The following is a 23,141-nucleotide window of genomic DNA, read 5'->3' as shown; positions in this document are numbered from 1 at the left end:
GCATCTCCGTTAGTGCGAATGCGATTTCGAACCGAACAGCCGGTCCAAACCGTACACACGTTCCAATAAAATAATAAATACAAGACTTAATAAAATGACGACCGATGAAATCGAGGCTACAAGCGGGTCAAGTGTTTCCTGCATGTAGCTGAATATCGCCATCGGGAGCGTTGTCGTCGTCGGTGAGACCAGAAAGAGAGACACCGTGACATTGTCAAAGGAGGTCAAGAAGGCGAAAATCGCTCCCGATAAAATAGCCGGTTTAATGATCGGCATCGTAATATCCCAAAAGACGTTGATCGGCTTCGCGCCCAGAATGTATGCGGCACGCTCCAGGGTATAATCGAAGGAGCTGAGTCCTGTCAGCACCAGGCGCACGACATAGGGAATCGAAATTAAGATATGCGCCAACAGGAGGCCGGTGAAGGTGCCCGCCAGTCCGATCCTCGTGAAGAAGAGCAAAGCCGCAATGCCGATGATCAGCGCCGGCACGGTAAGCGGCGACAGCAAAAGTCCGTTAATGACGTCTTTTCCGGGAAACTTGTACTTATGCAAGGCTAGACCGGCAATCGTTCCAATCAAGGTTGAAAGCACAGCCGAAAGTGCCGCAAGCTGCAGACTGAACCAGAAGGATTCGACAAATTCGGGGCGGTCGAATATTCTTTCATACCAGTCCAAAGAAAAACCGACAGGCGGAAAAGAAAGATACTTTGCCGACGTTAAAGAGGTTGGAATAATGATCAGCAGCGGCGAGATCACAAACAAAACGACGAAAAAGGTGATGACTCCCAGCGGAGTGATTCGTTTGATCATGAAGAAAACACCTCTTTATACCGCTTTGTCTCCATAAGCCGGGTAAACAAAGTGACAAGCGCAATCGTCGATCCGAGCAGCAGGAACGCAAGCGCAGCACCGAGCGGCCAGTTCATCTGAGCCATAATTTTCTCATAGGCGATCACAGGCAGTACCTTGACGGACGTACCGCCCATCAGAGCAGGTGTCACAAATGAGCTCATCGACAAGCTGAACACGAGAGTCGTTCCCGCCATGATGCCGGGCAGCGTGAGCGGAAGCGTCACAGTAAAGAATGTGCGCAATTTGCCGGCGCCGAGAATTCCGGCCGCCTTATACAGCGATTCGTCGATCTGATACATGCTGGTGGCGATCGCCAGAATCATGTAAACGATCAGCGAATCGGTCAAGCCGATGACAACGCCAAGCTCGTTATACAGCAGCTTGATCGGCTGATCGATCAGACCGAGCTGCATGAGCGTGTTGTTAATCCAGCCCTTTTCCCCCAGAATGATGACCCAGCCGAAGTTTCGGATGACTACGCTGATCAAGTGAGGGGAGATGATCAGGAACGTGATCAAACCGCGCATTTTGCCCGAGCACTTAGCCATATACATGGCGACCGGATAGCCTAAAATGAGACAGGCCAATACCGTCAGCAGCCCCAATTTGACCGTTCTCCACAAAATTTGCAGATAATAGGGATCCTGGACAAGGAGCGCATAATTCTCGAATGAAAATTGTCCGTCACCATCCTGGAAGCTGAGCATAAGAATATACAGCATCGGCAGCAGGAATACGCCTGCCACGACGGCAAGGCTCGGGGCAAGAAGGAAAGCGGCCGAACGCACAGAGGACAAAGCGCCTTTACCCATGAGCCTCATTCCCCTTTCCCGGGAATACGAATACATCCTCCGGCTTCCACTGCAAGTTCACTGTATCGCCGGCCGTCCATATACGGTTCTGGCTGTCCGAAGGCATCCGCACATGGATGACCGTATTCCCGAGCAGGACTTCACTTTCCGCGTAGGAACCCAGGAACGAGATCTGGCCTATGCGTCCCTGTGCTTCATTGCGGCCTTCCGCCTGCAAGCCTCCCCCTGTACCTGTAGAAAAGGCAATTTTCTCCGGACGCACATAGATCGATACCGCCTCTCCGGACTGGAATGTCCGGCCTTTAAATGACGCACGAAGCGCTAGTCCTTCATTGGTCCTCAGAACGATTCCATCTCTCTCCGAAGCCGATATGACGGTACCGTTCAACCGGTTCGATTTGCCAATAAAGGTATGAACGAACTCTGATGCAGGCAAATTGTAAATATCCCACGGGCTGCCGATTTGCTCCACTTTACCGTGGTCCAGTACAACGATCCGGTTCGACAGGTACATCGCTTCCTCCTGATCGTGCGTTACGAAAATCGTCGTCACGCCGATCTCCTGCTGCAAACGCTTTAACTCGTCGCGCAGCTCTTCGCGGAGCTTCGCATCCAGATTGCTGAGCGGTTCGTCCAACAGCAGCAGGGAAGGCTCGGTCACAAGCGCTCTTGCTATAGCAATCCGCTGGCGCTGACCGCCCGATAATTGCTTCGGATAACGGTCCGACACATGCGGCAGCTTCACAAGCTCCAGCACCTTTTTCACGCGCTCTTGAATTTCCGTCTTCGGCGTTTTGCGCAGCTTGAGGCCGTAGGCTACATTCTCAAATACCGTCATGTGCGGAAATAAGGAGTACGTCTGAAACACCATGCCGAGCTCTCTTTTATTGGATGGAACGCCATTCATTTTCTTTCCTTTAATGATGAGTTCGCCCTGATCTGGCTCAAGGAAGCCGGCAATCATGTTGAGCGTAGTCGTTTTGCCGCATCCCGAAGGACCGAGGAAAGAGACGCATTCTCCCTGCTCCACCTGCAGGTTGAAATTTTCTACAACCACATTGGAACCGAATTTTTTCTGAACGCCTTTCAATTCTACATCAATCATTTTCGACACGAGGATCACCTATTTCCCTACTTTTGGTGCGATTTCTTTGTTGAAGCGATCGAGCCATTTGGAAGATTCGCTGCTAAGAACGGCATAATCGAATTTCACGGCTTTGCTCATATCAACCTTCAGCTTATTAGAAATATCGTCCGGAAGTTTGACATTTGTTGCCGGGTTATAATAAAGCTTTGTGGCAAACGAGGTTTGTACTTCATCGGACAAAAGGAATTCTATGAACAGCTTGGCTGCGTTCGGGCTTTTCGTTCCCTTGACAACGGAGGCTACCGTCGGAACCAGATTGGAGCCTTCCTTCGGAATGACGAATTGGAGGTCGAGCCCGGCGTCTTTCTGCACTAAGCTGCGAGCCATCGTCCATGCGGTATAAGCTGCGGTTTGATTTTGCAGGTTCTGCTGCAATTGAGCCGCATTTTTGGCAAATGTGGGCATATAGCCTGCAATGGTTTCCAATTTTTTGAAGCCGGGCTCCATATCCTTCTCTGAACCGCCGTTGGCATAGGACAGCATGATTAGCGCCGAACGGCCGAAGTTGCTGGATATTTCGCTCAACGTAAGGTTGCCCTTCATTTCCGGCCTGGCAAGATCGTTCCAGGATTCAGGCACCGGCAAGCCTTTGGATTGCACAAGGGCGGCATTATACGAAATGCCCATCGGTGTAAAGTTGACGGCTACGCCGCTGTTTTCATTGACTTTGAGCTCAGGCGACACTTTGGAAATCGATGGGACATCTTTTTCTGTAATCGGTTCCCACAAATCCTCTACACGGCCCGCTTCCTGCTCGCCTGCTTCGATTACCGTAACGTCGATCTGAGGAGAGGCCTTTTGCGCTTTGACTTTTGCCACAATTTCCGTAGCCACGCCGGCTACATAAGTTAATTTCACGTCAGGATACTTTTCATTGAATTTCTTGAACACTTCGTCTTTCATCAGCTGCTCAACCGTTGCCCCGTTACCGGCGACAACCAGCTTTTTTTCCACAGCCGCCGCAGACTGGTCCTGTCCCCCCGTCCCTGCGGCGGGAGCCGGGTTTTCCTTGGTCGAAGAACCGCATGCTGCCAATACCGTTCCGCACAAAGTCAATACTGCCAATATCCCCGCTTTTTTGTTCATTGATTTTCCTCCTTTTGTTGTGTTATCGTTCTCTATATGAGAACGACGTTTTCTATGTGTAAAACATATTGTGATTTTAGCATGCAGCATTAGGTTGTGCAATACTCTTTTTTAAAAAAAACTCTCTTCCATGGAAGATTACATCACATAATTTGAAGGATATGGGAAGAATTCTCGGTTTGTGTTACACTAACTCTAATTTCATTATGAATCCAAGCTTATTATCAACATAAGGAGCACATTTACTATGGACAATTATTTATCTTCGGTCAAAAATAGCTGCAAACTGCTGAAAATATTTTTGAATTCACCCAAAGAGCTCGGTGTGAGCGAATTAAGCCGAAAGCTTGAGCTATCCAAAGGCGCCGTACATAAGCTGTTAATGACGCTCGAAAGCGAGGGGTTTATCAAGCAAAACCCTTTAAACAAACAGTACTCGCTAGGATATACTCTATTGGAGCTTGGAAACAAGGTGTTGAAGAATCATAATCTGGTGGATTTCGCCAAGCCCTACTTGCAAAGACTTTCGGAAAAGACGAAGGAACTCGTTTGCCTGTGTATTATCGACGGCAAAGATGCAATCTATGTGGACAAAATCGATTCGAAGCATCCCATTCGTTTCAACGCGGAGGAATACCGGAGATTTCCCTTGTATGCCACTTCCGCAGCCAGAGCGATACTGGCTTTTCATGACCGGGAGTTTATCGATGAGGTGCTGGCCGACGATTTAATTACATTCACACCTTATTCCATTACCGAATCGCGAATGATGCAAGACCGGCTTGAGGAAATCCGGAAAAACGGCTACGAGATCAGCTCCAATCTGCGTAACGTAGGGGCGACAGGGATTGCGGCCCCCATTTTCGACGCTTACGGTAAAGTGCCGGCCTCTGTCAGCGTCATCGGGCCAACCGACCGTATGACGCCTTATCAGGAGCAGTGGGTCCGGGAGCTTTTGCAGATTACACGGGAAATTTCCCAAGAACTGGGGTATCGGGAGGGCAGGTAGAAACAAAAAGAGGCTGCGTTAGGATTGGAATGTCCGGGTCTTTCAGGAGCTAAAAAAGACTTGGCCGGTGTACAGGCCAAGTCTTTTTCTCATTTACTCTGTCTTATCGGTCAATAAAGAGGCCCCCGCAATCCCGGGATTGGTCATTTCATAAGGATCGAGAATCAGATTCAATTCCTCTTCCCTGAGCACATCGTACAGCAGGCATAATTCCCGCACGGAGCGTCCGGTCACAATAGCTTCGCGGGCAATGCGCGCCACCGTCTCGTAACCGAGATGGGGATTCAGCGCAGTGATCACTCCCACACTTTTTTCCACGTATTCACGGCAGCGTTCCACATTAGCATCGATGCCCTGCAGACAGTGCTTGTTAAACACCTGAAACACCTGATCCATCATGCTGATCGATTGCAGCAGATTGAACACCAGGACCGGCTCCATCACATTCAGCTCGAGCTGTCCTGCTTCGGAAGCCAACGAAATGGTGTGGTCGTTGCCGATCACCTGGAACGCCACCTGATTGACGACCTCACACATCACCGGATTAACCTTGCCCGGCATGATGGAAGATCCGGGCTGACGGGGCGGCAGCATAATTTCACCGAGGCCGGCCCGCGGCCCGGATGCCATCAATCTTAGATCGTTGGCGACTTTGGACATATTGATCATGCACACCTTCAAAGCCGAGGAAACCTCCGTATACGCATCCGTGTTTTGGGTGGCGTCGACCAGATGCTCGGCGGTGACCAGCGGGAGCCCGCTTTCTTCCGCCAGAAGCTCGACCACGCGGACAATATATCTCGGGTCTGCGTTGAGTCCGGTTCCAACCGCCGTGGCTCCCATGTTGACCTCATACAAATGCCGCCGGGAATGCGTAATGCGTTCGATATCCCGAAGCAGCACCCTTGCGTAGGCTTCGAATTCTTGACCGAGACGGATCGGGACCCCGTCCTGCAGATGCGTCCGCCCCATCTTGATAACCCCGTCAAATGCCCGGGCTTTTTCCACGAAAACGGCATGCAGCTCGCGCATCGTTTCAAGCAGTTTCTGAATGGAGGAGAGGGCCGCGATATGGATGGCTGTTGGGAACGCGTCGTTCGTCGATTGAGCCATATTGACGTGGGTATTCGGGCTGACCATGAAATAGTCCCCTTTCGTTCCGCCCAAAAGCTCGATCGCCCGATTGGCAATCACTTCGTTCGCATTCATGTTCAGCGAAGTGCCTGCTCCTCCTTGAATCGGATCGACAATAAACTGATCGTGCCACTGCCCTTCAACAATTTCCTTTGCCGCCTGAACGATAGCCTGCCCGATGCGCGGATTCAGCTGTTTGATTTCCATATTGGCGGTGGCGGCGGCTTTCTTCACCATCCCCATCGCGCGAATCAATTCGGAATGAATTTTATAACCGGTGATCGGAAAATTCTCCACTGCCCGCAGCGTCTGAATGCCATAGTAAGCTTGAACCGGAACCTCCCTGGAGCCCAGAAAATCTTTTTCTAACCGCACCTGTGTCAAACTTCTCATCCTCCTATCGATGGAAACGCATGGAAAGCAGCATGTTCCTGTTTCCCTAACAAGATATGAAAACAACGGCTCCTCTTATAATGATTATTCCCTCACCCTTGCTATGGCTAAACCGTCGTAGGCAGGCAGCAGCACGCCTTCGAGCCTGGGATCCCGAGCCACCGCTTCCGTAAACAGCCTCATTTGGGTAACCGCATTCCCCTTTGCCTCCGGGTTTACGGCTTTCCCGCGCATAAGCAAATTGTCGCCCAGGATGATAGCCCCCGGCCGGGCCAGCTTGATCGCCCATTCCAGATAATTCGGATAATTGCCTTTATCCGCGTCAATAAAAAACAGGTCGAACTTCCGTCCCTCCGCATCGAGCGCCTTCAGACTGTCCAGCGCCTCACCGATCCGATACTCCACGTTCCCGCCAAATCCTGCTTCGCTTACATGCTTGAAAGCCAGATCCGCATATTCCTGCTTCAACTCCAGCGAGACCAGTTTACCGTCATGCGGCAGCCCCCGGGCCAGACAAATTCCGCTGTATCCCCCAAGCGCTCCGATCTCCAGCACCTCTTTGGCCCCTGTAATGCGCACAAGCATAGTCAAAAGCCGCCCGTAACCGGCGGCTACCGAGATTTCCGGCATATCGTTGGCCCGGATGCCTTCATTAACCCGCTCCAACAGCTCATCCGGTTCAAAAAATCCTTCCAGGTACTGCTCTGCCGTTATTGATGTTGTCATGGTTTTCCATCCTTCCCGTTTTGGGCCGGCCCGCGCCCATGCACGATGCTTTGCGCCAATAGGCGAAACCCTGCAATGCGGCGCCAATACCCGCCATTATGGCTTTGTGTCATTGTATAATCACCGTCAATCGCCTATACTAATTAATTGTATGGCTTTTCCAGACTTAGTTCAACCTGCTGATATTCGGAGTTTTCCCTTTCATAACAGATACGGAGTGAGTTCAACATGTCGTCAGATTCCATTGAAATCATCGCCACCTCCCCTATGGGGCTCGAGGCCGTTGTAGCCAGAGAAGTGCGCAATCTCGGCTACGATCAAGTCACGGTTGAGAACGGACGCGTAACGTTCGTAGGTGATTATTTAGCCATATGCCGCGCCAATTTGTGGCTTCGCACGGCCGACCGCGTACTCGTCAAGATGGGCCAATTCAAAGCCGCTACTTTCGACGAGCTGTTTGAAGGCGTCAAGGCGCTGCCTTGGCCGGACTGGATTCCCGAGGACGGGGAGTTTCCTGTGGAAGGACGGTCGCACAAGTCACAGCTGTCCAGTGTTCCCGCGTGCCAGGGTATCGTCAAGAAAGCGATCGTCGAAAGCATGAAACGGCGGTACGGTACGGAGTGGTTCCGCGAAACCGGCGGCCGCTTCGTCATCGAGGTGTCGCTGCTCAACGACATCGCTACATTGACGCTGGACACAACCGGCCCCGGACTTCACAAGCGCGGCTACCGCAAGCTGGTCACGGAAGCCCCGCTGAAAGAAACCATGGCCGCAGCCTTGGTCCTGCTGAGCCGGTGGCAGGCCGAACGCCCGCTCTATGACCCCTTCTGCGGGTCGGGCACGATACCCATCGAAGCCGCAATGATCGGATGGAATTTGGCCCCGGGCTTAAGACGCAGCTTCAACGCCGAGAAGTGGCCGCTCATTCCTAATGAATTATGGTCTCAAGCCCGCGAAGAAGCTTACGATCTTGTAAAGGATGACATCCCGCTCCAGATTACGGGCTCCGATATCGACCGGAAAGCGATCGATGTCGCTTTGGCCGCCGCGAAGGCGGCCGGCTTGGCAAAGGAGCTGACCCTGCAGGTGCTCCCTGTTGCCAAGGTCATGCCGCGGGGAGATTACGGATGTATCATTACGAATCCGCCGTATGGCGAACGTCTGGGCGACCACGGTGAAGCGGAACGGGCTATTCGCCAGTTCAGCCATTTATACGGGCAGCTGCCTACATGGTCCGCCTTCATCCTGAGCCCGAACAAACAGCTTGAGCATCATATGGGCCGTAAAACCGACAAGAAACGCAAGCTGTTCAACGGCCGCATCGAATGCAGTCTTTACCAATATTTCGCCCCCGGCGGTTTATACGGTTGGCGCAGCAACAAGGCGGCTCCTTCCGAACAATAACATTCGGGACCTTGCCGTACTGTGATCGTCTTAAGCTTCTTCATCTTTCCATGTTTATGCTGAAGCAGCCCGGACATATCATATAAGCATGCAAAAGAACCGCTTCAAAGGCACTTCGCCTTGTCCGCGGTTCTTTTTGCGATATCGGTTATTCTTCTATTCCGGCAATCAGGCGTGACGAACCAGAGACTCCCTGCAGCTCAAATAATCGAATAGCGGCATGAATATGTCATTATCCGCTTCGCATCTTACAGACAGCTTGACTTCGCCGCGCCAGTAAAAATTCACGATCTGATGGCTGCGCCCCTTAACCATTTCGACGTCCCAGCACGGCGCCATCAGTTCGTAAACCTCACGGTTAATGAACATTTTCGGACCTTCGTTCGACAAAAACACGCCTACGAAATCATTCCCTACTTTCGTGTAAAAGCCTTTTCTTGACATGATGCTCCGATCCTGACCCTGCATCCGTTTCCACTCCTTTTTCAAAAACAAAGAGACTCTCAACCTACGGGTACAGGAGTAGCAAATGGATGCGTCGCTCCTTACCTTCGGCAACTGGCTGGCTTGGCGCCGGAATCAGCGCTTTAGCCCCTATAGCTTTGCGTGCCCAGGCTTTCGCCTGGTTTGCCTTTATCGAGTTTGCTCGAAAAATGTCTTCAAATAAACTTCATTTCCTTAAGAATAAAAGATAAGACCTAAGAGATACATAATTCAAAATTCCTATTTTCACCAAATACATTGAGTCTTTGGAACTATTTTCAATATATAACAGCCCAATTTCTCCTATAAGGAACCGATACGGGCCAAAATGATGAGGTACTTAACTCCTTAAAAAGACGGATGATAAAGAAAAAAAGCGGACTCCGAAACACTTATAAACCCGCAGCAACCTGCGGTCAGGACCTGACCTGAACATAAGCGCGTAGGTATCCGCTATGAAGTCACTTCACATATTTACTGGCCTTTTCGATCGCTTCGTCCTCCGTCTTGCCGGTAACGTACCGGCCATTGACGAAGATGAAGGCAAAGCGCGAACAGGGCCCGCAGTACGATTTGCACCCCACCTTGATTTCTGCGTCGGGGGCCAGCTTCTGCAGCTTGGGCAAAGCCGTTTTTAATCTCATATGCTTGCATTTATCGCAAATACGTATATCGTTGGCCATACGGGGGCTTCCTTTCTATTGCATTAACCCATTGCGGAACCCGCTAAACAATCAGTGGTCGCCGTGGTTGCCTTTGCCCGGATTGGTCACCGAAAAGCCTTCCTCAGGCACATAGAAGTAATCGATGCGAATACCGTCCAAAAACGGCTCGTCCTTCTGAAGAATCACATCGATGCCTTTGTCGGTCGAGACGACGACATCGTTTTCCGTAGGCTTGTCCAATTTCATACCGTAATGCGCATGATCTCCGTGCGAATGCGTCACGTATACGCGGAGCTTCAATTCTTTGTCTTCCTCTTTCTCTATTTCGGCCAAAAGCACTTTGGCGGCATTGCGCGAAATTTTGCATTTCATGATTTCCATCTCCCAGCACTTATCGTTTTCACCTTATTGTATAGAAACTTGGTGGTGAAAGCAACTTTCACGTATCATGATCTCACGCTGCTGCGTCCAGCCGGGAACCGGCTTCACCCTTTTCATACGCGCTTTCTCCCTATCAAACGGTATCGCCGCTGCATTTGCTATTCTACGGCTTGTTATATAAAATGGAAAGGAGTGAAAAAATTCGGATATTATTACATTTTCCTATCATTACTTACCACAAGGTTACTGCCTCTCGGCATCTACACAGACATAGCCATACGGAAAGGATGAGAACCATGTCCATGCGGGAAAACGAGCAGCTCAAACAGCGTCAGTCCAGCAGTTCTATTCCGGTGAAGCCGGTTCATATCGAGTGCTCCATCGAAAAAGCGCTCGATGTTATCGGAGGCAAATGGTCATTTCTCGTCATTCGCGAATTGTTCGGCGGTACCAAACGGTTTGGCGAGCTTCAGCGCAAAATCAAATCCGTCAGCCCCAAATCGTTAACGGACACGCTTCGTCACCTGGAGGACAACGGCGTATTGGAACGGACCGCCTATCCGACGGTTCCTGTTACCGTGGAGTACAAGCTTACACCCAAAGGCAAGGATTTGCACCGCATGTTAAAAGAGATGAAGCTCTGGGCCGCCAAATGGTGTGCGCAAGCCGCAGAGGATTGACGAAGTCCGAGGTGACCGAATGATTAGTTTTTACCGCAAATATTACAAAACCATCTTCGATATTGCGCTCCTGATTTTGACGGTGTATTTGTTTATGTACATCTTCAGTCTCTTGTATCGGATCGCCACGCCGATTTTCTTTTCGTTCGTCATTTACATGATTATCGAGCCGCTCGCGAAATTTCTGCACCGCAGAGGGCTCAAGAAATCGATTGCTTCCGGCATCTCGACCATTTTGTTTATTCTGGTTATCCTTGGGGCGATTACCGGACTCGGCGCCATTTTTACAACGCAGATTTTACACCTTAAAGATAAGTTTCCCGAATATACGGCCGTCATGGAAAGGGAAATCATTCAGCGGTCCGAAGCTCTTCAGAATTACCTGGGTCCGCTGCCTATCCAGGATCTGATTGAACAGGCCAAAGAATATTCGACGGTCATCACCGGTAAAATAACCCAATTCGTCACCGGTTTTCTTACGGGAACTTTTACGGCATTAACCTCGGTTTCAACCTTTTTGATTAATTTCGCCATCGGGATCATTTTGGCCTATTTCTTAAGCATCGAAATCGAATCATGGAAGCGTATGGCTGAAGAAAAAACGCCCAAAACCTTTAAAAAGGCGTTCCATTTTCTGCGCGAAAACGTATTGAAGGGAATCGTCACCTACATCAAGGCACAGGCCAAGCTGATCACGCTGACGTTTATCGTCGTTTTCATATCGCTGCTCTTGTTGGATGTGAAGAACGCTTTCTCCATCGCGCTTTTATCGGCGGTATTTGACGTGCTGCCGCTTCTCGGCGTATCTACGCTGTTCATCCCGTGGATCATCTACCTGTTCATCGTCGGACAAACAACGCTGGGGATCTGGCTGTCGGTGCTGCTTGCCGTTGTCATTACAACGAGACAAATCCTTGAGCCCAAAATTACCGGTGATTCGCTCGGCGTATCGGCCTTTACCATGCTGGCGTTTATCATCATTTCACTTTCGCTTTTTGGGGTCGCGGGTTTGATTTTATCGCCGATTCTGATCATTCTGATTAAAGCGCTGTATGAGCAGGGATACTTGAAAAGATGGATTCGCATGCCTGCTGAAGAATATGAACAAGACCCCGGTGCCTCCCGTTAGGCATAACGGCAAGAGCCGCCCGCTTGGGCGGCTCTTGCCGGTTAGGCGCCATATTTGCGCTCTGCACGTTCGGTGAACCAGTTCATCAGCAGCATGATGACGGCCACATCGTCAATAGGCAGCGCCGGCAGCACGTCAGGTATGATCCAATACACCAGCGCCGGAACGGCGAACAACAGCTTCTCACGGAAAGGAATTCGCGAAGAGCGCAGAAGCGGCACAATCCGGCGGAACACATGCGCCCAGCGCCTTACCGATAATAATCGTCTCCACATGATGCTCTCTCCTCCTAGTGCTCTTCCAGCTCTATATTCCATTATACACCAAATGCCCGGCATTCACCCCAACAGCATGCAGCAAAAAAAGACGAACCGGCATCTGTCATAACAGAGCCGGCTTGCCCCTTGACGAAAGGATAGGATTTGTCATTTACGATTTGATGGAAACCGACGCCAGCCCCTCCAGAAGTAAAGGAGCGATTTCGCGATACATTTCCCCAAACTGTGAAACGGGCAGCGGGTTAACCCCGAGGCCGGCTTCCACAGTGAAGCCGGGACGCCGAAACTCTTGAATAAACCAATCCTTGTATCCCGCATCGCTGCCATGGAGCTTAACCGCTTCATATCCGCTCACGCTGGCCAATCGGCATGCTATCGCTTCCGATTCACGGGGCTCCAGATCGCGGTAATTCCAATAGATTTCTTTCCCCTGAGTATGCAGCGCCGCGACGAGTTGAAAGTTACGGCTTTTCGTAAATTCCGCCATCGCCAAAGCTTCCGGTTCCGACAGGGGAGCCATACCGGTATAATCCCGCGGGCCCGGCCCGGGTACGCCGCGGCGGTCGCGCTCGATCTCCCAGTGCGCGGGGAACTGGTCATTGAGATCAACGCCGCGGATGTTGGCCTTCCAGCCCGAGAAATCCTGCAATCCGCAGTTCCATTCCATCAGCTGCCTGTAATAGGGGTTTTCCCTTGAAAGGCCCCGCAAGACAAGCTCCACTCCGTCCGGATTCACCATAGGTACGATCCAAAGCGACGTTTGTTCGAACAGCGGCCGTACATCCCATGCTCCAAGCGGCGCACCATTCACATAGGCTGAAGCGTAGTCCTCAATGAACTTCATCAACAGCAGGCTTGTAATCCATTCATTCGCATGAAATGAACCGTTGTAGTGCACCTCCGCGGGTCCTGATCCGATACGGATGGAGGGAATGGTCTTTCCAAGCACACTCCGGCCGATCGATTCGACCGCCAGGAACGGATACCTTTGCTTCAAGAGCCCCAAATCCTCCATCATGCGCTCATAATCATAGGGGTTGGCCGTATCCACGGCTTCCATCGTCCTGCCAGGCGCCACAGCAACGGTTTGTCCGATACAGATACAAGGGCGATGCGGATCACCGCCCGGATTTGCCGCGATCCGGTCCGCCACGTTCCCGCCTTTCCTCGCGGCCAACCGGAATAACGGTTTTCCATACCGCACCGTATAAGGGAATATCATCTCATTTCCCCCTTCAAGTTCAAATGCCTATCCGCATATAAAGGGCCGATAGCCTAGCTAATGCATATGAACGGGAATTAGATAATATTCGGAACCTGCCAAACCACAGGCGTTACTTTAATATGCTCGTTCAGCCATGATTGGGCGATCTTCCTGAACAATACCGGGTCGCCGCTGCAAAAGAACTGATGTACGGGTACGGTACCCGTGGTCGCAAGTTTCCCCTTATGATACAAGATCGTGCTGATTTCTCTGGCCGTTTCGTCCGCAGAACTGATCAGAGTCACGTTGGGTCCCATAACCTGGGAGATGATATCGGAAAGAAAAGGATAGTGCGTACAACCTAAGATCAAACAGTCTATAGGCTTCTTCCTCAGCTCGGATAATGTATCCGCCACAACCTTCCGCGTCTCTTCAGCATGGAACAGACCCTGCTCCACCAGCGGTACGAACGATGGGCAAGCCTGGCAGATTACCTGAATTTGCGGCGATATTTGGCGGAGAGCGTACTCGTAAGCACGACTTTTGATGGTGCCTTCGGTACCGATGACCCCGACTCTCAAATTCCTGCTCGTTTTGATCGCTGCCCGGGCCCCCGGATGAATCACACCGACGACGGGGATCGGCAGTCTGCTGCGAATCTCTTCAAGAGCTACCGCCGTTGCCGTATTGCAGGCGATAACAATCATTTTGGGATGAAATTGAAGCAAATAATCGACAATCTGGCGGGTAAAAATCAATACCTCTTCCGCAGGCCGCGGGCCGTACGGTGTACGGGCCGTATCCCCGAAGTAAATGATCTTTTCTTGCGGCAATTGACGCATGACCTCTTTGACCACGGTCAATCCTCCAACCCCTGAATCCAGTATGGCTATCGCTTGCTGCACGTGTTTTCGCTTCCTTTATGTTGGTGTGTTGAAACGATGTATGCTTTTCCAGTCTATGAATGAAGGAAACAATTGGTACCTGGCGTATACTGTAACCGCACAAGTTATTCTATATTAACAGACCCCTTGTCCAAAGAAAACCCAAACCCGCTGCTCTCCACGAATGCGCCCTTTATTTGCGTTCTGCGGCCCACATCAAAATCTGCAGAACAGCAATGATTACAAATGCGGTTAATGCCATAAAAGGAATGGTGATAAATCCGAAATAATTCACATAGTCGACATCGCATGGAATCGGACCGCAGGCTTGCGCGCCGCTTGTAAACCATGATGTTTTTTGCATCAAATAATGATAAAGCGAGATGCCGGCGCCCCAAATGGACATAGGGAGCGCATATATGTACATATGTCGTTCCTTGCGAACGGCAGCAATGCCCAGGATAATGACGAGCGGATACATCAAAATACGCTGATACCAGCAGAGCTTGCATGGAATGTAATGCAGAATTTCGGAAAAATACAGGCTGCCGAGGGTGGCGGTCAACGCCACGAACCAGGAAAGATGCAGCCCGTTCTCGCGGATGGTGTTCCTCCAATTCATAACTCTTTCTCTCCCTTCTATTAATCTCATCATATCAGAACCGGCGGAGGTGTTCCATCTTACGAAAGTCCGCTCATCCCGCAGAAACAAACCAGCGAGCCTGGCCCGTTCAGGCACAGCTCGCTGGTTTCACCGTTCTTTCTCTACACCGAAAAGCAGAGATACCCCAAAAAAGGCCGGCCCGCAGGCCGGCCTCTGAACACCGGTTTTCATTATCTTTTCTTTCTTCCGTTCTTCACAAGAGTCATTCTTCGGCTGTGCCTAAGCCATGAATAATACGCCTTCAAATCGCGAAGCTGAATGTCTTGAGAGACGCGGCCAAGAAACGTCACTACGATCATTTTGTGCAAAGGGTTGCCGGCAATGTCGATCTCATCTTTTATTTCGACAAACTCTGATACCATCACCAGGTCCTCGTCAATGAGATAAACGTCCTTCTCATTCGCATAATACGGTTGAATTCCGCCGTACTTCAATTTATTCCATAAAAAACTGCAAATATGCTCAATTCCGCCCTTTTCGTCTTCCACACGCTCGGACCACCGGTTTTGTGCGTGGCTGGTGATTACGATGTCGGCTATTTTATATCCGTTAAATGGTACATGGAAGGGTTCATATGTACTCCAACGACTCATTATTTTATCTCGCAATAGTGATTCTCCCCCTTCACACTGAAAAAGACTGCTACATCTAATGTAGTATCGATATTACAAACCGTCAAGGGATACTTTGTCAGATGGCGCAATGTAAAGAAAACTATTTCTTTTCCCGCATTTGTCCATTACAATTAAGTACTAGAAAGGAGTGAACCGGGATGGGACGTCCTATTCCTGATTTTGGAAAATTTCTTGAAGGTCTTCGAGGATCCATGTCTTTGAGAGAAGCGGCTAAGAAAAGCGGTCTTTCTCATGCTTATATCAGAGATTTGGAACTGGAACGAAACCGTTCGACCAACGACAAAATCACCCCTTCGCCCGATACGCTGAAGAAGCTCTCGGCTGCATACGGTTATTCTTATACGGAATTGATGATCAAAGCGGGACATCTGCCGGGCGGCGATACCGATTCGCAATCCAACGGCAACCGATTGGATATGGATCTCAATCACGTGTATTTTATCGAAATCGGCAGGAAGGACATCACTTATCATACAGAGGGCTCGAACATTGTCCATAGCATCGATTCGCTGCTGGATTTCAGCACGTTTTTAGACGAACTGGAAGAAAACGACTTCAAGAAAATGGATACCGATCTGTATGTTAATCTAAATCACATTCGCAAGTATGACGAACGAAAGGGACTGCTTTTTTTTCATGAAGACGGCACCGGCCCCCGCGTAACCATCTCTGCGATCCGGCAGAAAAAGTATCACGACCTGATTGCCCGCAAAGTAGCGGCCAATACCGAGAAGAGCCTTGAATTTTCATTCGGCAAAAGCGGAAACACCCCGACGTTTTCCGCAGCCAACAAACACATTTAACTTAAATTGGCGCTGGCAGCAATGGGCAGACATAAGATGAGAGACATCACGGGACACGTTTACCCTGCCCTGATCTGGAATCTTAATCTTCATACAACCGCCGCCTACTGGCCCGTCTGCGCGATCATGTGCTGCGGGCTTGTTTTCCATGTTTGGGCGCTAAGCATATAGCGAGAGCCATAAACCATTGGAGCATCCTTACTTCAATACAATGTCCAAGTAACTACCCAAGGAAAGTTGGTATATTATGAGGGTGTTATATTTAGTTCCCTTATTTTTTATATGTTGGCTGTCGATGATTGTGTTAGCTTTGGCAGTGTTTCGTCAGCGGCTTAAAGAATACCGGAAACAGATTGTTGTCAGCGCTGTTGTACTGACGCTTATATCCGTTTTTGTCCAAACGACACATTCAGTCATAGGCTTAATTTTGCAGCCTCTTTTTGTTATCTTATGCTTTTACATGATTTTCAGACTTCGTTTTATATACGCTTTGATCGTTAGTGTAGTGGTCTATCTGGTGGATACTACAACGGAACTGGGATTCTTCTTGATGATTAGTCGGCTTACTTCAGAAGATTTTTATAAGATCGCGCAGGAAAGCATGACGATGCCCGTCATTTCTTTGTTCTTGCTGAATTTGTCCGCCGCCTGTATCCTTAAAAAATTCAGACTCGGCTTTTCATTCGTGCCCTTTCATATTAACTGCAAAGACCACATTCACCCCCGCTTTCACAAAGCCATGTTTTTTATCATGAGTACCGGTCTGTTGATCATTACCCTAACCGTATCCTCCATATTTTATTGGAAGGCCGAAACTGCGGTCATTCAATTCTTTTCTGTGCTGCTGTTGATCGGGATCATACGCATTTTTTATGAAAAGGAATTGTCGGATGACTAGGTTCAAAACTCAAATGCGCATTTTTTATGATCAAAACGGATGGTTCTTAAGTCCCGGTTATTTATAAGCCAATCGGCACTGCGAACCTGTTGTTTTTCTTCATTACTTTTTGCACTCCTGTCCTGCGCACAATAGAATCGCACATTATGCGCCTTGATTCCAGTACATAAATCAATATAGGGAGAGATTCAAGTTATCAGCAAAATTCGACATAATTCGCTTGTCACCCTACTTAAAGTGTATTAAACTAAAATACAAGTAAATTTTATACAACAATAATGAACATGGATCAGCATGAGTCTATTTAACTATGTACCAAGTTCTAATTACCCTATAGAATAGAAGACAAGGGAGCCCATTCCAATGAGTTTTGCTATAAAAGTATTTCTTTCCTCCATCGAACTAAGCGCTATGATCGTGCTCTCTCTAACGATGTTTCGTTTTCAGTATTATTACTATTTACATAAGATATACGGTACCGCATTCATCATGTCTTTGATCACGTTTTATTTCAGGGATATCGTCGAGTTAGGCACTTTTGCCGTAATTTCCGCCCTGTCTGCTGAAATCATATTAATCATGATCATTTACAGAATTCCCTTTTTCTACTCTCTTCTTGTCAGTGTAACCGGTTTTATCGCCGGAGTCATTATCGAATCCGCCGTCATGCTTTCCGGCATCAAGCTGGGGTTATTTGACCCGGTACAAATTCAGCAGTCGGTTGCGGTGCTCGGTTCTATACAATTGATTACCGCATTCATCATCAGTTTGATCATCTATCCTCTGCAAAGAAGAAAGATCGGATTCTTGTTTAAAACCAAGTATTTGGCATCCCGCACGGCACTTAAAGGATATAATTTTATCTTGTCGGCTTTTTTAGTTTTGAGCATTGTCCTAGCTCAGCTCGAATTGATCTCTTTTTACAATCATTCTATGAATATTGTAAGTTCTACTTTTATTGCCTTCATCTTTCTGATTGGTATATATGTCGCTTATATTCACAACAAAAAAATCATTAGAGAAACTTATGAAAGGCCTGTGAGAGATGAACTTGATCGATCGCTCAGCAATGAGCATAGCAAAAGCAATCCGAAATAATTATGCCGATGCCGCATCCGAGAAAGTTCTGTTTTATTCGCTCAGTTTATTGATCAATACATCCCTGGCTATTGCTGCGACTTTAATCATCTGTACGTTTACGGGCCGCCTGCCCGAGGCGGTTATAACGATTTTTTCTTTTTTGTTCCTTAGATACTTGAGCGGCGGCGCTCACCTCAGTTCCTCGCTGGGGTGTTGCATCTTTTCCTTGACGATTTTAACTTCCTTGGCCCATATCGATTACGCTTACTTTCATACCGGGTTGATTCTTAATATACTCAGCTTCATAATTTTTTTGATCAAGGCACCGGAAGGGTTGGAAAATATAAGCCGCATCGATCCCAAAAACTACCTTTACTTAAAAATCATATGTTTAATATTTATAGGCAGCAATTTTTACTTTCAATCCTCCCTTTTATCCGCCGTTTTTTTTGCACAGTCCGTTACTTTGACCAAGCCGGGATACTTCTTGTTTAAATTAATGGAAAGGAGGTGGTACAATGAAACTGAAAATGGCAAAAGTAGCTAATAGCGTTGCTGTAGTACTTGCTTCATTCTTTGTTTTCACCAACACCATCATTGCGAATCGTCCGGAAACTCCGCAAGAACTCTTGAAAAAATAAGAACATCGTAGCACTTTAGGGCTGACGGGCCATGGCGCGTCAGCCTCATCCTTTTCCATGGAGCTGAACATTCATGCAGAAAATTCCCGTTACTCGCGATGGCAAAAGGGGTTCCGAGGCACTTGTAGTCGATGCATCCGATGTAATCAAGATCGACCGCATTCGGGACCGCGAAGTCATCGTTCATACCAAAGACGAACAGTACTATTTGGATTTTTCCTTTGACAACTTAGAAGAATGGTTATTCGAGGACGGATTTCGCCAGCTGGACAGCACCAATATCGTGAATATGAATCATGTCGATCGATACGACTCCAAAAAAGGCCTGGTGTATCTGACATCAAACCGGGCAAGCCATATAACCGCATCCGCCGCAAGAATTCACAAAGAACACATCGAGAATGCGATACAGCTAATTAAAACATCCAATTCCGCTTCCGCAGAGCATAATCCTACGCTGCATGAGAAACTGTTCACCAAAATCACAAGCGAAACCAACGATTACCAGCTGCTCCGTTCATATGCTACCATTCGTGCCGTAAATGAACGCAAGCTAGCAGAGCAAAAAATTTTGCACATGGCCTACCATGACTCGTTGACCAACCTGCCTAACCGCACGATGTTCGACGAGAAGCTGAAGGACTATTTTGAAGAAGCGCAGCGCACCGGTTCGATGATGGCGGTTATTTTTCTTGATCTGGACCGCTTTAAAGTCATTAACGATACGCTCGGACATCATATCGGAGATCAGCTGCTTCAAATGCTGGCCCGTAAGCTTCAGGAATATGTTAAAGGCGAAAACATCGTCGCCCGCTTCGGCGGTGACGAATTTATCATTCTTCTTACGGATGTGACTCAAGCGGAAGAAGCTGCGCAGTTTGCCGGAGGAATATCGGATTTGCTCAAGGAACCGTTCGTTATTGAGGACAACGAGCTTTTTGTCACGTCCAGTATCGGCATCAGTATTTACCCGCAGGACGGCACCGAAGTGGAGAGCCTTTTAAAAAATGCGGATATCGCCATGTACCGTTCCAAAGAGAAAGGGGGAAATTCATATCATTATTACCACCCGGATATGAACAAGCGATCCTTGCACCGTTTGAACCTTGAGGTGCATTTGCGCAAAGCCCTGGAGCGCGGAGAGTTTGAAATTTATTATCAACCGATCGTTGATCTTCGCCATGGGTCCGTGATCGGCATGGAGTCTCTCGTCCGTTGGCAGCACCCCGATTGGGGCATGGTATCCCCCACGGAATTTATTCCGCTGGCCGAGGAAACCGGTCTGATCATACCGATCGGCAACTGGATTTTGAAGCAATCGTGCATGCAAAACAAAGAGTGGCAGCAAAAGGGCCTCCCCCCTCTGGTCGTATCTGTCAATATTTCAGCGATACAGTTTCACCAGTCGAATTTTGTGCAGACGGTGATGGATACCCTGCAAGAGTCCGGCTTGGCCCCCGATCGGCTCTGTCTGGAAATCACGGAAAATGTAGCGATGAATAACGTCCCTTACATTATCGAGACCCTGCAAAAGCTGAAGGTGCTCGGCGTACGCCTCTCCATTGATGACTTCGGCACCGGATATTCCTCCTTAAGCTATTTGAAACGGTTCCATGTACATACGCTGAAAATCGACCAATCGTTTATTCGGGATATTTCTTCCGATGAAGACAATGCTGCGATTGTAACGGCCTTGATCGCCATGTCCCGTCAATTAAAGATCAAGTCATTGGCGGAAGGCGTAGAAACCATGGACCAACTTCATTTCCTGATTGCTCAAGGCTGTGACGAGATTCAAGGCAATGTATTCAGTAAGCCGATCCCCGCCAGCGACTTTGAACATTTAATTAAAAATAACAAGCAACTGTATGTAAACATCTGAACCAAGAAAAAAGGCGGTCTGCGGCTGCAACTTTTTTCTTTTTTTTTCGTCAAATTATGGTAGTCCAGCTCATTCGGAAAGGATTTGAACCATGCCTGCTCCTCTATCCCGCAGCTCCCGTTCGTCATCGCGGCCTTCTTACAGCGCGGTTCCCAAGAGAAAAAAAAACGTTAAAAACCGCAGATTATCCGTTTCGGTAACATTATTTTTCTATACTCTGTTTGTATTGTTTATCTTCGGCTTATTTTTCTTACTATGGTTTTTTCTAACCGAATCAGGCACCAACCTTCGATATTTGATGGCCGATACGCTGATTACAACCCAGCACCGCCACTGGGCCAAATATATTATCGGCAATGATGAGCTGGAAAAGCGGGTTCATCGATACTGGTCGCAATTCGACACCTATTCGGAAGTCCAGGATCAAGGGCTCGTCCATGTGGACGGCACAAGCACTTCCACGATAGAGAAGCAGTCCAAGCCGCCTATTGAGATTGAAGATATTCAAGGTACGAATTTTAAAGGCAAGCTTCTGATTGTCCATGATCCGACGATGCTGCGTATCGCTGTGCCCGGAAAAGCCGGAAAGGGCGAGAAGGTTTCCGATATGGTGCAGCGTCTGGATGCGCTCGCCGGCGTGAATGCGGGGGGCTTTGTAGACCCGGAATGGAAAGGAAACGGCTTCCAGCCTACAGGGCTTGTCATGTCCGGAGGCCAAATCTTTTATAATGACGGCGGCATGAATACGCCAACCCATATCGTCGGTATCGACAAAGAGGGGCGTATGGTAGCAGGTAAATATTCTCCGTCCGAGCTTCTGAAAATGGGCGTACAGGAAGCGGTCACGTTCGCTCCCAGGTTTATCGCAAACGGTGTCGGGCTGATTAAGAGCAAAGCCGACGGCTGGGGCATCGCTCCCAGGACCGCGATGGCCCAAAAGGCCGACGGAACGGTAATGTTCGCCGTTATTGACGGGCGTCAACCCGGACACAGCATCGGCGCCACGCTTTACGACATCCAGAATATTTTTCTAGAGCGCGGTGCAGTCACTGCGGCTAATTTGGACGGCGGCTCATCCTCAGTACTGGTGCTGGGGAATCAGGGAAATCAGGATGCCGCAGTGTCCGCTTCCACCAATAAAACAACCAAGGCCGTCATTGTAAACAAGCCCTCCAGTGAATATGGCGAACGATATTTGCCGACATCCTGGCTTGTTTTCAAGGATCCGAAGAAAGCGAACATTCGCAATATTTGGGAGGGACTGGATCCGAGTAAAATCGACCCGTCCAAGTGGTAAATCCATCTTCAACTATATAACGGAACGGGACTTGGAGTAAAAGCCAAGTCCCGTTGCCTATGTTATGCTTCCTCGCGTTCCGCTGTTGTAGCGGCGACGGAAGCTTCTGCAGCAGCTATGTCGTCCTGCCGTTGAGCGGCTTTATCTTTTTTCCAGGATTTCACTTCTTCCCCTACATGAATCGCCACTTCCTTGGCTTTGCTTGCCCATTCGGAAGTATGCTTTCCGATCGTCTCTACTGTCGTTTGGGACGTTTCCGATACGGCGGAAAAGATTTGCTTCGATTTCTCGGCGACATCCCCCGCCAGCCGCTGTGTCTTCTCACTGACCTGCTGATACCCCTCTGCAATATCGTTTCTTAGTTCACGACCGGACTTGGGTGCCAGCAGCAGCGAGGTTACGGCGCCCAGCACACCGCCGATCACCGCTCCAATGATCAAATCCTTGTTTTTTTTGTTTGCTGTCATCTTCTCTTCACTCCTTGGATTGATTTGATTTCGAAGCTTTCAGTCGATGCCAGAGATGAAGACCGGCTGTCATGAGCTCTACCAAATCCTTAGCGGTGTCGCGGTTGTTAAGGACAGCCCTGCGGGCTTCCGATACCGTATCTTCCACTGCCAATGATACAGCCTTGACGGAACGGGACATCCGGTCCACCGCTTCACCCGTTTCATTCGCAGCAGCAAACCAGAAGTCGACCGTACCCAGCTTTTTCTGCACATCTTCCATCACTTCGGTGGAAACCTTAACCAGCCGCTCCGATTCCTCCGTCGTTCTGCGCACCTGCTCCTGCATAAATTCGAGCTTCATTTCGCTGCGCTTCAGCACCTCTGTTGCCGTTTGTATCAACCTGACAGCGAAAAATAAAAATAGAAGGAATGCGAGCATGCAGAGCAAGAGTCCCCATTGCCACCACATGGCCGTCACCTCCGATCCATCAAGCTTCTGGACGAATGCCTATGAGATACTAC

General features: G+C 49.0%; 27 protein-coding genes and 1 riboswitch. Of the genes, 11 read left to right on the top strand and 16 right to left on the bottom strand.

Annotated elements, in window-relative coordinates; all coding sequences use genetic code 11:
• Positions 1 to 9 precede the first annotated feature (9 nt).
• Genes IJ22_RS02860 through IJ22_RS02845 form a run of 4 tightly spaced genes read right to left on the bottom strand, consistent with a single transcriptional unit; the run spans position 10 to position 3,900 of the window.
• The gene (locus IJ22_RS02860; RefSeq protein ID WP_054819085.1) at positions 10 to 813 is read right to left on the bottom strand and encodes an ABC transporter permease; all 804 of its coding nucleotides are present in this window, start codon (positions 811 to 813) and stop codon (positions 10 to 12) included.
• Positions 810 to 1,667, bottom strand: a complete 858-nt coding sequence (locus IJ22_RS02855) for an ABC transporter permease (protein ID WP_062407094.1) — start codon at positions 1,665 to 1,667, stop codon at positions 810 to 812. Before IJ22_RS02855 ends, IJ22_RS02860 begins: the two co-directional genes overlap by 4 nt.
• Positions 1,660 to 2,781 (bottom strand): ABC transporter ATP-binding protein, encoded by a 1,122-nt coding sequence (locus tag IJ22_RS02850; protein ID WP_062410832.1) that lies wholly within the window; start codon positions 2,779 to 2,781, stop codon positions 1,660 to 1,662. Before IJ22_RS02850 ends, IJ22_RS02855 begins: the two co-directional genes overlap by 8 nt.
• A gap of 9 nt (positions 2,782 to 2,790) precedes the next feature.
• Positions 2,791 to 3,900 (bottom strand): extracellular solute-binding protein, encoded by a 1,110-nt coding sequence (locus tag IJ22_RS02845; protein WP_062407092.1) that lies wholly within the window; start codon positions 3,898 to 3,900, stop codon positions 2,791 to 2,793.
• Between the two features lie 247 nt (positions 3,901 to 4,147).
• On the opposite strand from IJ22_RS02845, the gene IJ22_RS02840 reads away from it, so the two are divergent.
• A complete protein-coding gene (locus IJ22_RS02840; protein WP_062407090.1) occupies positions 4,148 to 4,909 on the top strand; it encodes an IclR family transcriptional regulator in 762 nt (253 codons plus the stop codon).
• 93 nt (positions 4,910 to 5,002) lie between these two features.
• Here the strand turns inward: IJ22_RS02840 and aspA are convergent, their stop codons facing one another.
• Together aspA and IJ22_RS02830 are read right to left on the bottom strand one after the other, a co-directional pair.
• On the bottom strand, positions 5,003 to 6,436 hold the full coding sequence (aspA, locus tag IJ22_RS02835; RefSeq protein ID WP_054819083.1) for an aspartate ammonia-lyase: 1,434 nt from the start codon (positions 6,434 to 6,436) through the stop codon (positions 5,003 to 5,005).
• A gap of 84 nt (positions 6,437 to 6,520) precedes the next feature.
• The gene (locus IJ22_RS02830; protein ID WP_054819082.1) at positions 6,521 to 7,162 is read right to left on the bottom strand and encodes an O-methyltransferase; all 642 of its coding nucleotides are present in this window, start codon (positions 7,160 to 7,162) and stop codon (positions 6,521 to 6,523) included.
• A 228-nt stretch (positions 7,163 to 7,390) separates the two neighbouring features.
• Here IJ22_RS02830 and IJ22_RS02825 point away from each other — a divergent pair, with 228 nt between their 5' ends.
• A complete protein-coding gene (locus tag IJ22_RS02825) occupies positions 7,391 to 8,566 on the top strand; it encodes a THUMP domain-containing class I SAM-dependent RNA methyltransferase (RefSeq protein ID WP_062407088.1) in 1,176 nt (391 codons plus the stop codon).
• 168 nt (positions 8,567 to 8,734) lie between these two features.
• On the opposite strand, the gene IJ22_RS02820 is transcribed toward IJ22_RS02825, so the two are convergent.
• The 3 genes from IJ22_RS02820 to IJ22_RS02810 all read right to left on the bottom strand — a co-directional run bounded on the left by IJ22_RS02820 (position 8,735) and on the right by IJ22_RS02810 (position 10,086).
• Entirely contained in the window at positions 8,735 to 9,034 is a 300-nt protein-coding gene (locus tag IJ22_RS02820; RefSeq protein ID WP_062407086.1) for a hypothetical protein, read from the bottom strand.
• Between the two features lie 82 nt (positions 9,035 to 9,116).
• Positions 9,117 to 9,208, bottom strand: a riboswitch (cyclic di-GMP riboswitch).
• Between the two features lie 302 nt (positions 9,209 to 9,510).
• On the bottom strand, positions 9,511 to 9,732 hold the full coding sequence (locus IJ22_RS02815) for a YuzB family protein (RefSeq protein WP_054819080.1): 222 nt from the start codon (positions 9,730 to 9,732) through the stop codon (positions 9,511 to 9,513).
• 51 nt (positions 9,733 to 9,783) lie between these two features.
• On the bottom strand, positions 9,784 to 10,086 hold the full coding sequence (locus tag IJ22_RS02810) for a hypothetical protein (RefSeq protein ID WP_054819079.1): 303 nt from the start codon (positions 10,084 to 10,086) through the stop codon (positions 9,784 to 9,786).
• A 305-nt stretch (positions 10,087 to 10,391) separates the two neighbouring features.
• On the opposite strand from IJ22_RS02810, the gene IJ22_RS02805 reads away from it, so the two are divergent.
• Both IJ22_RS02805 and ytvI read left to right on the top strand, forming a co-directional pair.
• Positions 10,392 to 10,775 (top strand): winged helix-turn-helix transcriptional regulator, encoded by a 384-nt coding sequence (locus IJ22_RS02805; protein WP_054819078.1) that lies wholly within the window; start codon positions 10,392 to 10,394, stop codon positions 10,773 to 10,775.
• Positions 10,776 to 10,794: 19 nt separating this feature from the next.
• Positions 10,795 to 11,904 (top strand): sporulation integral membrane protein YtvI, encoded by a 1,110-nt coding sequence (gene ytvI, locus IJ22_RS02800; RefSeq protein WP_054819077.1) that lies wholly within the window; start codon positions 10,795 to 10,797, stop codon positions 11,902 to 11,904.
• A gap of 41 nt (positions 11,905 to 11,945) precedes the next feature.
• Here ytvI and IJ22_RS02795 read toward each other — a convergent pair whose 3' ends face one another.
• The 5 genes from IJ22_RS02795 to IJ22_RS02775 all read right to left on the bottom strand — a co-directional run bounded on the left by IJ22_RS02795 (position 11,946) and on the right by IJ22_RS02775 (position 15,542).
• Positions 11,946 to 12,179, bottom strand: a complete 234-nt coding sequence (locus tag IJ22_RS02795; protein WP_054819076.1) for a hypothetical protein — start codon at positions 12,177 to 12,179, stop codon at positions 11,946 to 11,948.
• A gap of 154 nt (positions 12,180 to 12,333) precedes the next feature.
• Positions 12,334 to 13,404, bottom strand: coding sequence for a M14 family metallopeptidase (locus tag IJ22_RS02790; protein ID WP_062407084.1), 1,071 nt, complete (start codon positions 13,402 to 13,404; stop codon positions 12,334 to 12,336).
• Positions 13,405 to 13,481: 77 nt separating this feature from the next.
• The gene (gene racE, locus IJ22_RS02785) at positions 13,482 to 14,291 is read right to left on the bottom strand and encodes a glutamate racemase (protein ID WP_054819075.1); all 810 of its coding nucleotides are present in this window, start codon (positions 14,289 to 14,291) and stop codon (positions 13,482 to 13,484) included.
• Between the two features lie 172 nt (positions 14,292 to 14,463).
• Entirely contained in the window at positions 14,464 to 14,892 is a 429-nt protein-coding gene (locus IJ22_RS02780; protein WP_054819074.1) for a disulfide oxidoreductase, read from the bottom strand.
• A 212-nt stretch (positions 14,893 to 15,104) separates the two neighbouring features.
• A complete protein-coding gene (locus tag IJ22_RS02775) occupies positions 15,105 to 15,542 on the bottom strand; it encodes a hypothetical protein (RefSeq protein ID WP_062407082.1) in 438 nt (145 codons plus the stop codon).
• A gap of 164 nt (positions 15,543 to 15,706) precedes the next feature.
• Between IJ22_RS02775 and IJ22_RS02770 the strand changes: the two genes are divergently transcribed.
• The 7 genes from IJ22_RS02770 (at position 15,707) to IJ22_RS02745 (ending at position 22,170) form a co-directional block, all read left to right on the top strand.
• Entirely contained in the window at positions 15,707 to 16,372 is a 666-nt protein-coding gene (locus IJ22_RS02770; protein ID WP_054819073.1) for a helix-turn-helix domain-containing protein, read from the top strand.
• A 295-nt stretch (positions 16,373 to 16,667) separates the two neighbouring features.
• Positions 16,668 to 17,270 (top strand): hypothetical protein, encoded by a 603-nt coding sequence (locus tag IJ22_RS02765; RefSeq protein ID WP_137669924.1) that lies wholly within the window; start codon positions 16,668 to 16,670, stop codon positions 17,268 to 17,270.
• A 363-nt stretch (positions 17,271 to 17,633) separates the two neighbouring features.
• Entirely contained in the window at positions 17,634 to 18,368 is a 735-nt protein-coding gene (locus IJ22_RS02760) for a hypothetical protein (RefSeq protein ID WP_054819071.1), read from the top strand.
• Positions 18,316 to 18,897, top strand: a complete 582-nt coding sequence (locus tag IJ22_RS27110) for an accessory gene regulator ArgB-like protein (RefSeq protein WP_082660644.1) — start codon at positions 18,316 to 18,318, stop codon at positions 18,895 to 18,897. The genes IJ22_RS02760 and IJ22_RS27110 overlap by 53 nt, the downstream gene beginning before the upstream one ends.
• Positions 18,869 to 18,991 (top strand): cyclic lactone autoinducer peptide, encoded by a 123-nt coding sequence (locus IJ22_RS25945; protein ID WP_137669923.1) that lies wholly within the window; start codon positions 18,869 to 18,871, stop codon positions 18,989 to 18,991. The genes IJ22_RS27110 and IJ22_RS25945 overlap by 29 nt, the downstream gene beginning before the upstream one ends.
• A gap of 73 nt (positions 18,992 to 19,064) precedes the next feature.
• Positions 19,065 to 20,873, top strand: coding sequence for a putative bifunctional diguanylate cyclase/phosphodiesterase (locus IJ22_RS02750; protein ID WP_062407076.1), 1,809 nt, complete (start codon positions 19,065 to 19,067; stop codon positions 20,871 to 20,873).
• 91 nt (positions 20,874 to 20,964) lie between these two features.
• Positions 20,965 to 22,170, top strand: coding sequence for a phosphodiester glycosidase family protein (locus IJ22_RS02745; RefSeq protein ID WP_062407075.1), 1,206 nt, complete (start codon positions 20,965 to 20,967; stop codon positions 22,168 to 22,170).
• A 62-nt stretch (positions 22,171 to 22,232) separates the two neighbouring features.
• Here the strand turns inward: IJ22_RS02745 and IJ22_RS02740 are convergent, their stop codons facing one another.
• Together IJ22_RS02740 and IJ22_RS02735 are read right to left on the bottom strand one after the other, a co-directional pair.
• Positions 22,233 to 22,637, bottom strand: coding sequence for a YtxH domain-containing protein (locus IJ22_RS02740; RefSeq protein WP_062407073.1), 405 nt, complete (start codon positions 22,635 to 22,637; stop codon positions 22,233 to 22,235).
• Positions 22,638 to 22,644: 7 nt separating this feature from the next.
• Complete coding sequence (locus tag IJ22_RS02735; RefSeq protein WP_062407071.1) at positions 22,645 to 23,088, bottom strand: DUF948 domain-containing protein; 444 nt, start codon at positions 23,086 to 23,088, stop codon at positions 22,645 to 22,647.
• Positions 23,089 to 23,141: the final 53 nt, after the last annotated feature.

This window comes from Paenibacillus naphthalenovorans, from assembly GCF_001465255.1.
In the GTDB taxonomy this organism is placed as follows: domain Bacteria; phylum Bacillota; class Bacilli; order Paenibacillales; family NBRC-103111; genus Paenibacillus_G; species Paenibacillus_G naphthalenovorans.
Note: the sequence above shows the minus strand (reverse complement) of the source record. Positions and strands in the feature narration are given on the sequence as shown.

Coding starts and splice junctions, on each gene's coding strand:
- IJ22_RS02860 (WP_054819085.1), bottom strand. CDS start 813: ATGATCAAACGAATCACTCCGCTGGGAGTCATCACCTTTTTCGTCGTT.
- IJ22_RS02855 (WP_062407094.1), bottom strand. CDS start 1,667: ATGGGTAAAGGCGCTTTGTCCTCTGTGCGTTCGGCCGCTTTCCTTCTT.
- IJ22_RS02845 (WP_062407092.1), bottom strand. CDS start 3,900: ATGAACAAAAAAGCGGGGATATTGGCAGTATTGACTTTGTGCGGAACG.
- IJ22_RS02840 (WP_062407090.1), top strand. CDS start 4,148: ATGGACAATTATTTATCTTCGGTCAAAAATAGCTGCAAACTGCTGAAA.
- aspA (WP_054819083.1), bottom strand. CDS start 6,436: ATGAGAAGTTTGACACAGGTGCGGTTAGAAAAAGATTTTCTGGGCTCC.
- IJ22_RS02830 (WP_054819082.1), bottom strand. CDS start 7,162: ATGACAACATCAATAACGGCAGAGCAGTACCTGGAAGGATTTTTTGAA.
- IJ22_RS02825 (WP_062407088.1), top strand. CDS start 7,391: ATGTCGTCAGATTCCATTGAAATCATCGCCACCTCCCCTATGGGGCTC.
- IJ22_RS02820 (WP_062407086.1), bottom strand. CDS start 9,034: ATGCAGGGTCAGGATCGGAGCATCATGTCAAGAAAAGGCTTTTACACG.
- IJ22_RS02815 (WP_054819080.1), bottom strand. CDS start 9,732: ATGGCCAACGATATACGTATTTGCGATAAATGCAAGCATATGAGATTA.
- IJ22_RS02810 (WP_054819079.1), bottom strand. CDS start 10,086: ATGAAATGCAAAATTTCGCGCAATGCCGCCAAAGTGCTTTTGGCCGAA.
- IJ22_RS02805 (WP_054819078.1), top strand. CDS start 10,392: ATGTCCATGCGGGAAAACGAGCAGCTCAAACAGCGTCAGTCCAGCAGT.
- ytvI (WP_054819077.1), top strand. CDS start 10,795: ATGATTAGTTTTTACCGCAAATATTACAAAACCATCTTCGATATTGCG.
- IJ22_RS02795 (WP_054819076.1), bottom strand. CDS start 12,179: ATGTGGAGACGATTATTATCGGTAAGGCGCTGGGCGCATGTGTTCCGC.
- IJ22_RS02790 (WP_062407084.1), bottom strand. CDS start 13,404: ATGATATTCCCTTATACGGTGCGGTATGGAAAACCGTTATTCCGGTTG.
- IJ22_RS02780 (WP_054819074.1), bottom strand. CDS start 14,892: ATGAATTGGAGGAACACCATCCGCGAGAACGGGCTGCATCTTTCCTGG.
- IJ22_RS02770 (WP_054819073.1), top strand. CDS start 15,707: ATGGGACGTCCTATTCCTGATTTTGGAAAATTTCTTGAAGGTCTTCGA.
- IJ22_RS02765 (WP_137669924.1), top strand. CDS start 16,668: ATGATTGTGTTAGCTTTGGCAGTGTTTCGTCAGCGGCTTAAAGAATAC.
- IJ22_RS02760 (WP_054819071.1), top strand. CDS start 17,634: ATGAGTTTTGCTATAAAAGTATTTCTTTCCTCCATCGAACTAAGCGCT.
- IJ22_RS27110 (WP_082660644.1), top strand. CDS start 18,316: ATGAACTTGATCGATCGCTCAGCAATGAGCATAGCAAAAGCAATCCGA.
- IJ22_RS25945 (WP_137669923.1), top strand. CDS start 18,869: ATGAAACTGAAAATGGCAAAAGTAGCTAATAGCGTTGCTGTAGTACTT.
- IJ22_RS02750 (WP_062407076.1), top strand. CDS start 19,065: ATGCAGAAAATTCCCGTTACTCGCGATGGCAAAAGGGGTTCCGAGGCA.
- IJ22_RS02745 (WP_062407075.1), top strand. CDS start 20,965: ATGCCTGCTCCTCTATCCCGCAGCTCCCGTTCGTCATCGCGGCCTTCT.
- IJ22_RS02740 (WP_062407073.1), bottom strand. CDS start 22,637: ATGACAGCAAACAAAAAAAACAAGGATTTGATCATTGGAGCGGTGATC.
- IJ22_RS02735 (WP_062407071.1), bottom strand. CDS start 23,088: ATGTGGTGGCAATGGGGACTCTTGCTCTGCATGCTCGCATTCCTTCTA.